Raw genomic sequence first — 16,829 nt, forward strand, 5'->3', positions numbered from 1 at the left:
GCTGCAAAGTTGGGTTTATAACGTTCTCTGGTCTTTATGTAAACATTAAAGAATTGTTATAAAAAATGCTTTTATTTAAAAATTATACGAAAATCCTAAACTTAAGTTAACACCTCTTTTAAAATTACTTAACACAACAGTATCTCCTCCATTAAAGCCAGCTCTTGATAACTGAAAATCAGGATTTAACAAGTTTGTAGCTTTTAATTTAATACTGTAGTTTTTATTAAATTCATACGATGAAACCAAATCAAGTGTTGGAATTCCTTTTTCTAAAATGTTTTCAAAACCTCTTGTTCCAATAGAATATACTCTTTCACTGAAATAATTAAATACTAAAGATGAAATCAACGTATTGTCATTGTATTTTTTATTAAAAGTAATATCCGCATTCATTAAAAATGGGGTAGCTCCTTCTAATTGACTAGTTGCGCTAGTAAATTGTGCAATAGAACCTTTGTCTAAATTCACGTTCGAAAACAAAACTGATGAATTTAAACCACCAATAATTTCAAAATCTTTATCTTCTACTTTATAAATACTTTTTCTAGCTTCTAATTCAAAACCATACACACTTGCGTCGTTTCCAACATTTAAATAGGTAAGAGTATTTCCTCCTGAAGGAATCTCAGTTCTTGCGATTGGGTTTTGAATAAATTTATAAAAACCTGTTACAGAGATCAATTCTGATGAAGACATATAATATTCATATTTTGCATCGAAATTATAATTGTCAGAAGGTTTTAAATCAGGATTACCTTGAGATGAAAAAGTTACATCTTGATATTTAAAAGGTGCAGTTTCTTTAAACTGTGGAAATGTATACGATTGACTTCCTGCAATTCTTAAAATACTATTCTCGTTAAAATTATATTTTAAATTAAAGTTTGGTAAAATATAGGTTCTATCTAAATTTGATGCACCATCAATTGACGATTGAGCAATATTGGTATTGTACGTAACTCTTTGTTGTGCTTTTTCGAATCTACCACCCACAGAAGCAATTAAATTATCACCCAATTGATATACTAAATTTGCAAAAGCACCAAATATTTGTCTTTTTCCTCTGTATGTAAAAGGCACAAATGCTACTGGACTTGTTGCGCTTCCTCTACCAGTTTCTAACTCAAAAACATTAGTATCAATAGAATTTTGATTGAAAACTGCATCAGGATTATTGATATCAATAGGAACTCTTGTAGAAAAATCATGGTTAAAAATTGTTGCAGAAAACAAACGCTCAGTATATCTGTAGTCACCACCAAATTCTAAAGTGGTAATTTCATCTTCATCCTTTTTCAATTTGTAATCAAACTTACCTCTAGCTGCATAATCATTTTCTTCTAATTTAGAAAAATAACGCTCGTTTTCACCAGCAGAATTGGTTTGTGGATTGTAAAAACCGTCTCTAAAAAGATATTTATTTGTTCTACGATCTGGCTCATTTCCTCTAATGAAGTTTAATGACCCTTTTGCTTCGAAATTTAATCTATCTGAAAATTTATAATTAGTGATTAATTGATTCACATACAACTCGTTATTATTGGTTTGTTGTCTTCTTTGAAACTCTAAATCACCATCTTGTTCAGGATTATTAAACCCGAAATAATCGCCAATAGATTGTTTGTTATCGTGGATAAATAAATGATTATAGGCAATAGAATGACCTCCATTAAATTTATAATTTAGGTTTGCCATTAAAATTTGCGAAACATTGTATTCATATTTTGAAAATGATTGATCTTGAAAAATTTCACCAGCACTTGTAGTTTGCTTGATGTTTCCATCAATAAAATTGTAACTACCGTTAAAACCTCCTACCAAGAAAAAACTAAAACTATCATCTTTAATATCGTATTTTTTTCCTGCAGAGAATGAAAAACTATTGTCTAACTGAAAATTTTGACTGTTTGGTTTCCAAGAATTTCCGAAAGTATATTGTGTTAAATCATTTACAGGAATGCCTAATTTTTGTGTTCCGAAAGCATTGTTACCATCAATAGTTAAAAACTCCTCAGAAACTGTTTGCGTATTTGCACCCAATGAAACTCCGAAATTAAAAAGACTTCTTTTGTCTAATTCTTTGGAAGAAATATCAATATTTGCTCCACCAACATCACCATAAATATCTGATGAAAATACCTTATTTACTCCAATATTTTTGATGATTCCTGCGTCAAAAAAATCCAAAGAAATATTTTTATACTCAGGATCTTCAGATGGTAAAGGCAATCCATTTAATGTTGTAGAATTGTATCTATCACCCAAACCTCTTACTATGACATTTTTAGAACCTTTAGAAACTCCAGCAGTTTTTGTAACTGCACCCTCAGCATCAGAAACCCCTTTAATAGACAATTCTTGTGCACCAATGGCAGTTTTAATTGAAACTGATTTTTTTTGTTCTAAAATTAAAGCGCTTGCTTTTTCTTTACTTGTATTTGCGGTAATTTTTACCTCATCTAACGAAACGCCTTCTTCAGCAGACAATAATTGATTGATGGTAACTGTTTGCCCAGCTTTTATTGAAAATGGTTTTTCGACTGTTTTGTATCCTAAAAAACTAAAAACTACAATGTGATTTCCTGCTGGAACTTGAATTGTATACCTTCCATCAAAATCAGTTGTAGCACCAATTGTTGTTCCTTTTATTAGCACATTTGCAAATGGTAATACCTCGTTATTTGCTTCTTTATCAGTTATAATACCTGTTAATGTTCCTTTACTTTGTGCGTTCAAAAATTGACAAAAAACAAGTGATAATAAAATTAATAAATTTCTCATTTTATATGTTTAAATTATTGTGCAAAAGTCTGCCTGTTTTGTAAAGTGTATGTTAGTTGTAAATTATCGTTCAATTAATAGATTGTTAACTGAATGTTACTAGCGTTTGATTGAAATAGTATCATTTTCAATGAAATCCTTTAGAATCATAGCAATAAATGATGTTTTAAAATCCGTAAAAAAGTGTTAAATTTGATAACATTAAGATAACATTCTGAATTTTAGGAGTAATTACCTTTGTGGCTTTAAATAAAATTAAAAATGAGTGATCCATATATTTTAATGCTTGTTGCTTTAGGCGTTTTGGCTATTGTTGATTTAATGGTTGGTGTGAGTAATGATGCTGTAAATTTTTTAAATTCTGCTATTGGTTCAAAAGCAATTCCTGTAAAAACCATTATGATTATTGCAAGTATTGGTGTTTTTGTAGGCGCAGTAACTTCAAGTGGAATGATGGAGGTTGCTCGTAAAGGAATTTTTAATCCTGATATGTTTGTTTTTCAGGATGTGATGATGATATTTATGGCAGTAATGATTACAGACATTCTTTTATTAGATGTTTTTAACTCTTTAGGTATGCCAACTTCTACAACAGTTTCTGTAATTTTTGAATTGTTGGGAGCTGCTTTTGTAATTGCGATTATAAAAATTACTAAAAGTGAAAGTGAAAATTTAAGTGCAATTTGGAATTACATTAACTATGAAACTGCGACTGAAATTATTGTTGGAATTTTACTTTCTGTAGTAGTTGCATTTACTGTTGGTGCGATTGTTCAATATTTTTCTAGATTAATTTACACGTTTAATTTTGAAACCAGACCTGCATATATTCACTCATTATTTGGCGGAATTGCCATCACCGCTATTACTTATTTTATTGTAATAAAGGGTTTACAAGGCACTGAATTTTATAGTACTATAAAAGGATTTTTATCTGAAAATAATAAAGTAATAATACTTGGAAATTTTATTTTCTGGACACTTTTTTCTTACTTTTTTGTTTCTGTTCTTAAAAAAAATATCCTTGTTTTAATTATTGGAGTAGGAACATTTTCATTGGCAATGGCCTTTTCAGGAAATGATTTGGTAAACTTCATTGGTGTTCCAATTGCAGCTTTAAATTCATACGAAGCTTGGCAAGTTTCAGGAGTTTCTCCTGATGTTTTTTACATGAGTAGTTTGGCTGAAGAAGTTCCATCAAACTTATGGTTTTTGTTATTAGCAGGTACTATAATGGTGATTACATTGTGGACATCATCAAAAGCAAAATCAGTTATTGAAACAGGTGTTAATTTATCAAGACAAGGAGAAGGTCATGAAAAATTTCAACCCAATAATTTATCAAGAGTTGTAGTTCGTTTTTCAATGTATATCAATAGCGGAATTAACTATGTGATTCCTTTAAAAACGCAAGAATATATCAATTCTAAATTTGAAAAACCGGTTATAAAATTACCAAAAGACAAAACATACGAAATGCCAGCATTTGACTTGGTAAGAGCTGCTGTAAATTTGGTGATGGCAAGTGCTTTGATTTCAATTGCAACCTCAATGAAATTACCACTTTCTACAACATACGTAACTTTTATGGTGGCAATGGGATCTTCTTTGGCTGATAGAGCTTGGGGTCGTGAAAGCGCAGTGTATAGAGTTGCAGGAGTATTAAACGTTATTGGTGGTTGGTTTTTAACAGCTTTAATTGCTTTTGTGGCAGCATCTATTGTTGCTTATTTTATTCAATTAAATATTGCATTTATTCCGGTTTTATTGATAATTGTAATCATTTTATTAGCAAAAAATACCATTGCCCATAGAAAAAAATCAAAAGAAATTCAACGTAGAACTTATATTGAACGTTCTGAATTAATCACAATTAATGGTGTTATTGAAGAAAGTTCAGATCACATTTCGGAAGTTGCTATCAGAGTTAATAAATTATACACAAATGTAGTGGACGATTTAGCGAATCACGATTTGAAAAAACTGAAAAAAACAGATAAGTTTGTCTCAAAATTGAATGATGAAATTGATGAATTGAAAGATAATGTGTTCTATTTTATCAAATCTTTAGATGAAACTTCGGTACAAGCAAGTAAGTTTTATATCATGGTTTTAGGTTATTTGCAAGATGCTGCTCAATCCATAAGCTATATTTCTAGAGCTAGTTTTAAGCATGTGAATAACAATCATAAAAACTTAAAAAGAGGTCAGATAAAAGATTTAAAAGAAATCAACAATCAATTGACTTCCATTTTAGGGAAAGTAAGTACAGTTTTTAAAAAGAGAGATTTTGATAATTTACACGAAATCATCAAAGAGAAAAATCAATTGTTGTTAGATGTTTCTGCTTCTGTTGAAAAACAAGTTGCCAGAATTAGAACTGATGAAACAAGTCCGAAAAACACTACCTTGTATTTCAGTATTTTATTAGAAACAAAAGATTTAATTAAAGCGTTGATGAGTCTTTTAGAAACTTATGAAGAGTTTCATTTAAGTGCTAAAAAAATTAAAAAATAGTTTTTTGTTAAAACCAAAAACCTAGATTAAACAACCAATAACGTTGATTTGTATCTGGTGACCAACTGTATTTTAGCTCAATTGGACCTAGAAAACTATCGTAACTATATCCAACTGCATAGCCTGAAAATACATTTTTAAAAACGTTAATGTCTTTAAATACATTACTATCTAAACGTGCATAATTGGCAATGATTGATGCATAATGATTTTCAAAAAATCGGTATCGAAAAGTAAATTCTGATTTTATAAAAGATTTATTTGACAATTCTGCAAAATCATAGCCATACATCGTGACAAATGTGTTGATATAATTTTGATTGTATCCTCCCAAATAAAAATCAAAAACCTGAGAAGTTGGGCTATTGAATGTAAAACCAGCCTCATTATTTAATTGGAATGTAAAACGCTCGCCAAAAGTGGTAGCAAAACCAAGCGTTCCTTTTGCTTGTGCAAATTGTTTAAAATCTTCATTAAAATCAGATGAAGCCATAAACCATTTCAAATTAAAATCAGCAAAATATCCTTTGGTAACAAAGTATTTTTGATCGTAAGTATCTAATTTTAAATACGCAAAAGAATTAAAATAGTTGCTTCTGTCAATAACCAAATCATTGTTATTGTTGCTAATTGTTTCTGTACTAACACTTATAAATTTGTGTTCAGCACCTAAACCTAAAGCAAATTTTCGCCCAAAAGTGGTTTGAATAAAAATTTGATTGGTAATATCTGTATAATTTAAATCAATTGAATTGATGTTTGGAAATTGTCTTACAATTGGATTATATTTAGAATTCGCTCTAAAATGATCGTATCTTGAACGAAAACCATAACTCGTGTAAAATCCGTTATCGACAAAATAATTCAAATTGTAGCGCAAATTATCTCCAACAATCAAATCTAAAGACAGTAAATCGTTATTAATTAAAAGATGCTTTTGTTTTAAATTGATGAGAAAACCTGATTTATATAAAAAATCATAATGCGCTCCTAAACTAACACTTGCTTTTTCATTTGATTCTTTTACAACAAATTCTAACACATAAGTTTTGTCTTGTTTTTGGTGTAAAGAATAGGTAATTCTGTCGTAATTTTTGGTAGCGTGTAATAACTGAATTTTACCTGAAATGTCTTGTCTAGTAAGGCTGTCACCTTCTTTAATATTCAATTTTCCAAGCATATAAGCTCTGGTGTAATTTTTACTTCCTTGAATATCAATTTTTGAAATTACTTTTTTTACATATTTAATTTCAATGGTCTTTTTTTCTTTTTTAATCAATTGAGTTTTAGCAATTTCTTGAAAAACTGTTTGAAATTTTTCAGCTTCAATTCTTCCTTTTTCTAAAATTTCTAATTTTTTATCAAAATCTACCACATTAAAATCGAAAATATCTGGATGAACATAAATATCGACATTTTCTTTTTGCTTTTCACTTTTGCTATACATTTGATAGCTCACAATTTGATTTAATATTGCTATGGCAGAAGTCAGTTTTTCTTTTTCGAACAAACGACCTTCAACATCAACTCCAATTACGATATCCATTCCTTTTGCTTTCATTAAATCAATAGGGAAATTATTAGCAACGCCACCATCAACCAATAATTTTCCATCTAAAACAACAGGATTTAATAAGGTTGGGAATGATCCGCTTGCGCGCAAAGCCATAGGCAAAGAACCTTTTTCAATCACTACTTCTCCACCTGTTTCAACATCAGTTGCAATACAAAAAAACGGTATTGGAAGTTTCGAAAAATCAGTAATTTCTTCAGAAGCATCAAACAATTCAAGTAATAAATTTGTTACATTTTGCCCTTTAGAAATAGCTCTTGGCAAACCAATTTTCCCTTTAGTTACAGGTAAAGTAATGCTTGTTTTTTCTTCAAATTCTTTTTCAAAAAAACTAGCTGCATTTCTGGGTAGAATGTCTCTTAACAAGGTTTCAAAATCGGTTTCTAAAATAATTTTCTCAATCTGATTTGCAGAATATCCTGATGCGTACAAACCGCCGATGATTGCGCCCATACTTGTACCGGCAATATAATCTATTTGAACTCCTGCTTTGTCAATTTCTTTTAAAACAGCAATATGCGCAAATCCTTTTGCTCCTCCTCCACTCAAAACTAATCCTACTTTTGGTTGGTTTTGCTGTCCAAACAAAAAATAAGGAATGATTATAAAGAGGTAAAAAAAGGGTAATTTCACATAGTTTTTTTTGGATGATAATACTGGTACACTTTTTCGGCTCTTACTTTTCCAATTGCTTCCTGAATTTCTTCAAAAGAAGCTTCTTTGACTCGTTTTGCCGACTTAAATGTACGTAATAAAGTTGTAATTGTTTGTGTTCCAATATCAGGAATTTGTTCTAATTCTGATTGAATAGCACTTTTACTACGTTTGTTTCTGTGAAAAGTGATGCCAAATCTGTGTGCTTCATTCCGTAAATATTGAATAATTTTCAATGTTTCCGATTTTTTATCCAAATACATTGGGATAGAATCACCAGGATAATAAATTTCTTCTAAGCGTTTTGCAATGCCAATAATGGCAATTTTTCCGCGCAAACCTAACAAATCTAAACTTTTTAAGGCGGAAGAAAGTTGTCCTTTTCCGCCATCAATGACAATTAATTGTGGCAAAGATTCATTTTCTGCAAGCAATCTGCTGTAACGTCTATAAACGACTTCTTCCATGGATGCAAAATCATCTGGACCTTCAACGGTTTTTATATTGAAATGTCTGTAATCTTTTTTACTTGGTTTTCCGTCTTTAAAAACCACACAAGCAGCTACAGGATTTGTACCCTGAATATTAGAATTATCAAAACATTCTATGTGTTTTGGTTCTTCTGACAAACGCAAATCTTTTTTCATTTGCGCCATAATTCTATTTACATGCCTTTCAGGATCAACAATTTTGATTTGCTTGAATTGCTCTTGTCTGTAATATTTTGCATTGCGCTCAGAAAGTTCTACAATGCGTTTTTTATCTCCTAATTTTGGAATGGTAACTTTGATGTTTTCGCCCAAATCAACTTCAAAAGGAACATAAATTTCAGGTGATTGCGAATTGAAACGTTGCCTTATCTCAATGATAAAAAGTTCTAACAATTCTTGGTCAGTTTCGTCTAATTTTTTCTTGATTTCTGTAGTGTGAGATTGAATAATTGCACCATTTGAAATCTTTAAAAAATTAGCATATCCATGAGTTTCATCAGAAATAATTGAAAAAACATCTACATTATTAATAGACGGATTTACAATCGTACTTTTTGCTTGGTAATTACTTAATAACGTTAATTTATCCTTGATTTTTTGCGCTTCTTCAAACTCCATTTTTGTAGCAAAATCCAACATAACTTGCTGAAATTTCTCTAAACTTTCCTTGAAATTTCCTTTGATGATATTTCGAATTTCTTTGATTGATTCGTTGTAACTTGCTTCTGTTTCCAAGCCTTCACAGGCGCCTTTGCAATTTTTTAAATGATATTCTAAGCAAACTTTGTATTTGCCTTCAGAGATGTTTTTTGCACTCAAATCGAAACTACACGTTCGTAATGGATACAAATCTTTGATTAAATCCAACAAAACTTTTACCGTTTTTACAGACGTGTAAGGTCCAAAATATTCTGAGCCATCTTTAATGACATTTCGCGTCATAAAAACTCTTGGAAATCGTTCTTTTTTGATGCAAATCCAAGGATAACTCTTATCATCTTTCAGCAAAACGTTGTAGCGTGGTTTGTGCTTTTTGATGAGATTATTTTCCAACAAAAGCGCATCAGTTTCTGTGTTTACAACAATGTGTTTGATGTGCACAATTTTCTTTACTAAAACCCTTGTTTTGCCATTCTCATGGGTTTTCGTAAAATAAGAAGCCACTCTTTTTTTTAAATCTTTGGCTTTACCAACATAAATAATTTTATTGTCTTTATCAAAATATTGATACACGCCAGGAGCATTTGGCAATGTTTTGAGTTGAAGTTCAATAGATTCAGAAATGCTCACTTTTGATAAAATTTTGAGAGTAAAATTGATGATTTTTTATCAATTTTTTAGAATTTTATCAAGAAATATTTTAGTCTTTTGGAAACGCTTGTTTACTAAAAATAAAAAGAATGGCTACTCCAATAGTGATAAATGCGTCTGCAGGATTGAAAATATATTGAAAAAATGTATAAGGTTCACCTCCTACAAATGGAAACCAATTAGGCAAATTTCCAGACCAAATAGGAAAATAAAACATATCAACTACTTTTCCATGAAAGATTTTTCCATACGGTTCATCAGCAAAAAGTGTGGCAACTTTATTTGTAGAATCATCAAAAATAACTCCATAAAAAACAGAATCAATGATGTTGCCAACAGCTCCAGAAAATATCAATGAAATTGCTATGATTACAGCGTTGTGAACTTTAGATTTTATGGTAGAATATAGCCAATATACAATTCCACAAACAGCTACCAAACGAAATAAGGTTAAAAAAAGTTTACCAGTTTCACCACCAAATTCAAAGCCCATGGCCATTCCATTATTTTCTGTAAAATGAATGCGAAACCAATCAAAAACTAACACTTCTTCTCCTAAAATGAAATTGGTTTTGATGTAAATTTTTATAATTTGATCAAGAATAAGAGCGATTAAAATTGTCGCAATTGCTAGGTTCTTTTTTGACATGCTTTTTTTAATTTGATTGCAAAAATAACAATAATATTGGGTTTATTGGGTGCTTACAAAAATTATCCCTTTTATGGTGTTTATTGAAAGTGATTTGCTTGACTCAGAAACGATTTTTTTAAAATCTTTTTGATATAAAACCTCATCAACAGTAATATTTCCAATATTAGAATGTAGGTTGATGTTTTTGTTTTTCGCAGTTGCAAAAATAGTTCCTGCATACATTTTAACAATAGTATTTGATTGAATTGTATTGAGTTTTACAATCCCTTTTTCAATGTAAATGGTTAAATCTCCCCAAAAATTTTTAGATTCAATACTATGATTTTCTCCGTAAATAGTTAAGTTTTTCCCTTTTGGGATTTTAACAATGGCATACGCTCTTTGCAATCTTTTGGTGATGAATTTTCGAAAAACAGCCTCTTCAATAATCAAACTATCCAATTGAAATTTGATAGCAACTTTATCATTTTCTTCACTAATGATGATTTCTTGTTCGTGCATATTTTCAGCAAACAAGATTACTTCCACAAATTTCGAGTTTGAGTTTTCAATCACAAAATCATCTAAACCAACTGTAGAAATCTCAATTTCTTTTAGGGAAGTTTCCATGTCTTTTTCCACTTTTTTCTGACTGAAAAAAGTGAATGAAATCATCATAAAAAGTAATAAAAGTTGTTTTTTCATCATAAAAAAAGCTTCTTTTAAGAGAAGCTTTTACAATTATTTGGGGAAACTAAAATTATTGACGTCTTTTAGCTTCGATACTTAAAGTAGCATGAGGCACTAATTTTAAACGCTCTTTTTGAATCAGTTTTCCAGTAACTCTACAAACACCATACGTTCCATTTTCTATTCTTTGCAACGCATTTTTTAAATCTCTAATGAATTTTTCTTGTCTAATTGCCAACTGTACATTTGCTTCTTTGTTCATTACATCTGAACCTTCATCAAAAGATTTGAAAGATGGTGAAGTATCATCTGTACCATTATCTGCGTCGTTTTTATAGGCACTTTTTAAGATATCTAAATCCTCTTGAGCTCTTTTTATCTTTTTTTCAATAATTTGTCTGAACTCTTTTAAGTCCTCTTCTGAATATTTTAGTTTTACGTCTGACATTTTCTTACATTTTTTCAATTACTATTTTACTCTTAATATTATCAAATTCAATGACAATTCCTTCTTTTAATTCATCAACAAAAACCAACTCTTTTGTCAATGTTTCACTCATAATGTAGGTTTTATTTTCTGAAATTGCATTTTGCAAGTTTTCAAAATTTAAAACGGTTAATTTTATTTTGTCTGTTACTTCTAAACCTGAGTCTTTTCGCGCATTTTGAATTCTATTTACCAATTCTCTAGCAACGCCTTCTTTGCGTAAATCTTCCGTAATTGTAACATCTAACGCAACTGTAAATGAACCTTCGTTTGCAACCAACCAACCTTCAATATCTTTGGATGAAATTTCTACATCTTCAAGACCTAAATTTATATTTTTTCCATCAATATTGATAGAAATAGTTCCCAATTTTTCGATATTGTTAATATCTTCTTTCGTGAAATTTTGTACTGCGTTCGCTATCAAGCGCATATCTTTTCCAAATTTTGGTCCTAAGGTTTTAAAATTGAGTTTTATTTGCTTGATCAACATGTCTGAAGCATCTTCAAGAATTTCAATTTCTTTGATATTTACTTCATGTTTTATCAAATTTGATACTGCTAAAATGGCTTCCTTTTGTTGAAAACTATCAACCGGAATCATGATTTTTTGCAATGGTTGACGCACTTTTATCTTTTCTTTAGCGCGTAATGAAAGTACTAAGGATGATATTTTTTGTGCACTTTCCATCTTTTCTTCTAAACTTTTATCAACAAAAGCAGCATCAAAAATTGGAAAATCGGCCAAATGAACACTTTCAGAACCTTCCTTTTTGGTAACAGAATTCAAATCTTGATACAATTTATCCATGAAAAATGGCGCAATTGGCGCTCCTAATTTTGCAATGGTAATCATACAAGTGTACAATGTTTGGTAAGCAGAAATTTTATCTGTTTGATAATCGCCTTTCCAAAAACGTCTTCTGCTTAAACGCACATACCAATTGCTTAGATATTCTTGCGTAAAATCGGAAATAGCTCTTGCTGCTCTTGTTGGTTCATAATCAGCATAAAATTTATCTACATTCTGAATCAACGTGTGCAATTCTGATAAAATCCATCTGTCTAATTCTGGACGATTTTCTAATGGAATTTCATCCTCTTTGTAAGTAAATCCATCAATATTTGTATACAATGCAAAGAACGAATACGTGTTGTATAATGTACCAAAAAACTTACGTTTTACTTCTTCAATGCCTTCTAAATCAAATTTTAAATTGTCCCAAGGATTTGCATTTGCAATCATATACCAACGTGTAGCATCTGCACCAAAATCTGCTAAAGTGGAAAATGGATCTATTGCATTTCCTAGACGTTTAGACATTTTTTGCCCGTTTTTATCTAAAACCAAGCCATTTGATACTACATTTTTATACGCAACAGAGTCAAAAACCATGGTTGCAATGGCGTGTAATGTATAAAACCAACCACGAGTTTGGTCTACACCTTCTGCAATAAAATCGGCCGGAAATGATTTGTTTTCATCAATCAAATCTTTGTTTTCAAAAGGATAATGCCATTGTGCGTAAGGCATTGCACCAGAATCAAACCAAACATCAATCAAATCACTTTCGCGTTTCATAGGTTTTCCTGATGATGAAACTAAGATAATTTTATCGACAATATTTTTGTGCAAATCTATCTTTGCATAATTTTCATCAGCGTTGTTTCCGATTTCAAAATCTTCAAAAATGTCTTTTGCTAAAAAACCTGCTTTTACAGCTTTAGTCATTTCATTTTTTAGTTCTTCAACAGAACCAATACAAATTTCTTCTTTGCCATCGTCAGTTCGCCAAATTGGCAACGGAATTCCCCAGTAACGTGAACGCGATAAGTTCCAATCATTGGCATTTGCCAACCAATTTCCAAAACGACCTGTTCCTGTTGATTCAGGTTTCCAATTGATGGTTTTGTTTAAATCGTGCATTTTGTCTTTGACATCCGTAACTTTTATAAACCAAGAATCTAATGGATAATATAAAATTGGTTTGTCTGTTCGCCAACAATTTGGATAACTATGCTTGTATTTTTCTACTTTAAATGCTTTGTTTTCAATTTTTAGTTTGATGGCAATTTCAACATCTACAGATTTTTCAGGAGCTTCGCCTTCACTGTAATATTCATTTTTGACATATTTCCCAGCAAAATCAGTCACTTCTGGTCTGAATTTTCCTTGCAAATCAACCAAAGGAACCAAATTACCATTTTCGTCTTTCACCAACATTGGCGGAACTTCTGGAACTGCTTGTTTGGCAACAAAAGCATCATCTGCACCAAAAGTTGGAGCTGTATGTACAATTCCTGTTCCATCTTCTGTGGTTACAAAATCACCCGAAATAACTCTAAAAGCATTTTCTGGATTGTCATTTGGCAAAACATAATCAAGTAATTGTTCGTATTTAATACCTACTAAGTCTTTTCCAACAAATTCTTTTACGATAAAAAATGGAATTACTTTATCTCCAGAATTGTACGTTTTTAGCGCATCAGAAGTTGCTACTTGAATGTTATTTTTTCCTGCAAATTGTTTTGAAACTAGGTTTTTAGCCAATATAACTTTTATAGGTTCAAAAGTATATTGATTGAATGTTTCCACTAAAACATATTCAATTTTTGGACCTACAGTCAAAGCTGTGTTTGAAGGCAATGTCCAAGGAGTTGTTGTCCAAGCTAAAAAATAAATAGTGCCTTCATTTTGTAAAAAACCGGGCAATGTTTCATTGATTGCTTTGAATTGTGCAACAACAGTGGTGTCAGTTACATCTTGATAGGTTCCTGGTTGATTGAGCTCGTGCGAACTTAAACCAGTTCCTGCTTTTGGTGAATAAGGCTGAATGGTGTATCCTTTATATAATAATTTTTTAGTGTAAATCTGTTTTAACAACCACCAAACAGACTCCATATATTTTGGTTCATAGGTAACATATGGATGTTCCATATCAACCCAATAACCCATTTTTTGAGTTAAATCGTTCCAAATATCGGTATAACGCATTACCGCTTTTCTACAAGCTGCGTTGTAATCTTCTACTGAAATTGTTTTGCCAATATCTTCTTTTGTAATGCCTAATTCTTTCTCAACGCCTAATTCTATTGGCAATCCATGCGTGTCCCATCCAGCTTTTCTTTTTACTTGAAAACCTTTCATGGTTTTGTATCTTGGAAAAATATCTTTGATGGCTCTTGCTAAAACGTGGTGAACTCCAGGCAAACCATTTGCAGATGGTGGTCCTTCAAAAAACACAAAAGGCGTGTTGCCTTCTCTGGTAGAAATACTTTTTTCAAAAATAGAATGTTTGTTCCAATACTCCAGAATTTCTTCTGCAACTTTTGGCAAGTCAAGTGCTTTATATTCAGGAAATTTCGCGCTCATGATATCTCTTTTCTTTTAAGGTTGCGAAATTAAGGAAATTCTATAAAATGAAAGGCTTTAAGTGTAAAAAACGTCTTTTAAAACCCTCTTTCTCTCTTTATTTTTTCGTAAGCAGCCTGAATGCTTTGAAATTTTTCTTGAGCGCCTTTTAAATGCTCTTCACCTAAATCTTGTAATTTGTCTGGATGATGTTTTTTTGCTAAAGCTCTATATGCTTTTTTTACTTCATCATCAGTGGCTGTTTTTTCGATTTCTAAAATTTTATAAGAATTCCCAGATTCATCATAAAACATCGCTTTAATTGACTCAAAATCAAGTTGATTGATGTATAAATATCCCGCAATTTTTCGAATTTCGTCAATTTCTTTTTCGGTAACAAATTCATCAGCTTTGGCAATTCCGAATAAAAAATGAATCAATTGCAAACGAGATGCATGTGGCATGTGTTGGCGAATTTGAAAACAAACCTGACGTGCTGAAACATCTTTTTTGATGACTCCTTTAAACAACTTAAATGCATGATTTGCTCGCTGTTCACCATACATTGCATAAAACTGACTTCTTACAAAATTCAGTTCTCTTTGGTCAATTTTTCCATCAGATTTAATGACGATTGATGCCAAAACCAACAAACTAATTTCAAAATCACCTGATTGTGTATTGATTTGTTGCGCTGTATTTTGTTGATATTCTCTTTGTTCTGCAGTTAATTCATCAGCTGTAATTCCGTCTACAAAACTCCCAATTGCAAAACCAATAGCAGCTCCAATAGGACCTCCTAAGGTAAAACCCAATCCTGCTCCTAACCATTTGGTAAAATTTCCCATACTTTTTATGCACTTTTTTTGAAAGTTCAAAGAAACTAAAAATTTGAAGTATAATATCAATTTTTTTGATGTATCTATCAAAAAAGCTATTCAAAAACGACTTGAATCCTTTTATTTTTATAAGTATATTTGCAACTCAAAAGAAATAAATTATGTATCCAGAAGAATTAGTAAAACCAATGCGTGATGAGTTGATCAACGCAGGTTTTGAAGCTTTATATACTGCAAGTGATGTTGAAAATGCTTTAGCAAAAAAAGGAACCACCTTAGTTATGGTAAATTCGGTTTGTGGTTGTGCGGCAGGCACAGCAAGACCAGGAGCAATTGCATCATTGCATGCATCTAAAACTCCCGATCATTTAACGACTGTTTTTGCAGGAGTAGAAAAAGAATCTACGCAAAAAGCGAGAGAATTTATGATTCCTTTTCCTCCATCATCACCAGCAATTGCGTTGTTTAAGGACGGAAATTTAGTACACATGTTAGAGCGTCATCATATTGAAGGGCGTTCAGCTCAAATGATAGCACAAAATTTAGCAGCTGCTTACGAAGAACACTGTTAATCCTATCCTAAATCCTTTCCAAAGGAAAGGACTTAAAAATCCACGATTTTTTTCGTGGATTTTTTTATTTTTAAAATTCAAAAAAAATTAAATGGACCAGTCAAAAATTATTGAAAATACCATCGAATTTGTAAAAAACGAACTTAAAAATGCTGAAGGTGGGCATGATTGGTTTCATATTGAGCGTGTTTTTAAAAATGCTATTTTAATTTCTAAAGAAGAATCAGTAGATATTTTTGTGGTTTCATTAGCGGCTTTATTGCATGATATTGCAGATGCAAAATTCCATAATGGTGATGAAACTATAGGTCCAAAAAAAGCAAGTGATTTTTTGAAACAACAAAAGGTAAACGTAAAAACTCGTGAGCACATAATAAACATCATCAAACATATTTCTTTTAAAAATTCTTTGGATAAAAATGCTACAAAATTTACATCAAAAGAATTGGAAGTTGTGCAAGATGCTGACAGATTGGATGCAATTGGTGCAATCGGAATCGCACGTTGTTTTAATTATGGAGGATTTAAAAATAGATCAATTTACAATCCTGAAATTTTACCAGAATTAAGATTAAGCAAAGAGTCTTATAAAAATTCGGATGCGCCAAGTATCAATCATTTTTATGAGAAATTATTGCTTTTAAAAGACCAAATGAATACCTCAACTGGCAAAAAAATTGCTGCAGAAAGACATCGTTTTATGGAACTGTATTTAGAACAGTTTTATAACGAATGGAATGGAAAGTTGTAAAAATTAACTTGCTTTTGCGACTTCTAAAGCTGTAATTTTATATTCTAAAATGGCTAATTCTTGACCATTTTCAATAATTTCATCCACAGTTAAGCTGTTGCTACTGTTAATGTGATCGAGTATTTTTTTACTTTTAAAAGTATAATACTCAATGGCTTTGTCTATTTTAGTTGCCAT

Annotated in this window: 12 protein-coding genes; 3 read left to right on the forward strand and 9 right to left on the reverse strand. The window is 31.0% G+C overall.

Annotated elements, in window-relative coordinates; all coding sequences use genetic code 11:
• Positions 1-75: 75 nt before the first annotated feature.
• On the reverse strand, positions 76-2,784 hold the full coding sequence (locus tag WHA43_RS07725; protein WP_105046500.1) for a TonB-dependent receptor: 2,709 nt from the start codon (positions 2,782-2,784) through the stop codon (positions 76-78).
• Between the two features lie 261 nt (positions 2,785-3,045).
• On the opposite strand from WHA43_RS07725, the gene WHA43_RS07730 reads away from it, so the two are divergent.
• Positions 3,046-5,301 (forward strand): inorganic phosphate transporter, encoded by a 2,256-nt coding sequence (locus WHA43_RS07730; protein WP_105046501.1) that lies wholly within the window; start codon positions 3,046-3,048, stop codon positions 5,299-5,301.
• Between the two features lie 7 nt (positions 5,302-5,308).
• On the opposite strand, the gene WHA43_RS07735 is transcribed toward WHA43_RS07730, so the two are convergent.
• The 7 genes from WHA43_RS07735 to WHA43_RS07765 form a co-directional block, all read right to left on the reverse strand.
• The gene (locus tag WHA43_RS07735) at positions 5,309-7,507 is read right to left on the reverse strand and encodes a patatin-like phospholipase family protein (protein WP_105046502.1); all 2,199 of its coding nucleotides are present in this window, start codon (positions 7,505-7,507) and stop codon (positions 5,309-5,311) included.
• A complete protein-coding gene (gene uvrC / locus WHA43_RS07740) occupies positions 7,504-9,303 on the reverse strand; it encodes an excinuclease ABC subunit UvrC (RefSeq protein WP_105047337.1) in 1,800 nt (599 codons plus the stop codon). Before uvrC ends, WHA43_RS07735 begins: the two co-directional genes overlap by 4 nt.
• A 76-nt stretch (positions 9,304-9,379) precedes the next feature.
• A complete protein-coding gene (locus WHA43_RS07745) occupies positions 9,380-9,979 on the reverse strand; it encodes a lipoprotein signal peptidase (RefSeq protein ID WP_105046503.1) in 600 nt (199 codons plus the stop codon).
• Positions 9,980-10,021: 42 nt separating this feature from the next.
• Complete coding sequence (locus WHA43_RS07750) at positions 10,022-10,669, reverse strand: hypothetical protein (RefSeq protein WP_146104910.1); 648 nt, start codon at positions 10,667-10,669, stop codon at positions 10,022-10,024.
• A gap of 52 nt (positions 10,670-10,721) precedes the next feature.
• Positions 10,722-11,099 (reverse strand): TraR/DksA family transcriptional regulator, encoded by a 378-nt coding sequence (locus WHA43_RS07755; protein ID WP_105047338.1) that lies wholly within the window; start codon positions 11,097-11,099, stop codon positions 10,722-10,724.
• Positions 11,100-11,103: 4 nt separating this feature from the next.
• Positions 11,104-14,511, reverse strand: a complete 3,408-nt coding sequence (ileS, locus tag WHA43_RS07760; RefSeq protein WP_105046505.1) for an isoleucine--tRNA ligase — start codon at positions 14,509-14,511, stop codon at positions 11,104-11,106.
• A 77-nt stretch (positions 14,512-14,588) separates the two neighbouring features.
• The gene (locus WHA43_RS07765) at positions 14,589-15,338 is read right to left on the reverse strand and encodes a TerB family tellurite resistance protein (protein WP_105046506.1); all 750 of its coding nucleotides are present in this window, start codon (positions 15,336-15,338) and stop codon (positions 14,589-14,591) included.
• A 152-nt stretch (positions 15,339-15,490) separates the two neighbouring features.
• Between WHA43_RS07765 and WHA43_RS07770 the strand changes: the two genes are divergently transcribed.
• Entirely contained in the window at positions 15,491-15,901 is a 411-nt protein-coding gene (locus tag WHA43_RS07770; protein ID WP_105046507.1) for a BrxA/BrxB family bacilliredoxin, read from the forward strand.
• 91 nt (positions 15,902-15,992) lie between these two features.
• A complete protein-coding gene (locus WHA43_RS07775) occupies positions 15,993-16,652 on the forward strand; it encodes an HD domain-containing protein (RefSeq protein ID WP_105046508.1) in 660 nt (219 codons plus the stop codon).
• Positions 16,653-16,655: 3 nt separating this feature from the next.
• On the opposite strand, the gene WHA43_RS07780 is transcribed toward WHA43_RS07775, so the two are convergent.
• Positions 16,656-16,829, reverse strand: coding sequence for a hypothetical protein (locus WHA43_RS07780; RefSeq protein ID WP_170039565.1), 174 nt, complete (start codon positions 16,827-16,829; stop codon positions 16,656-16,658).

The sequence above is a fragment of the Polaribacter gangjinensis genome, from assembly GCF_038024125.1.
GTDB classification, from domain to species: domain Bacteria; phylum Bacteroidota; class Bacteroidia; order Flavobacteriales; family Flavobacteriaceae; genus Polaribacter; species Polaribacter gangjinensis.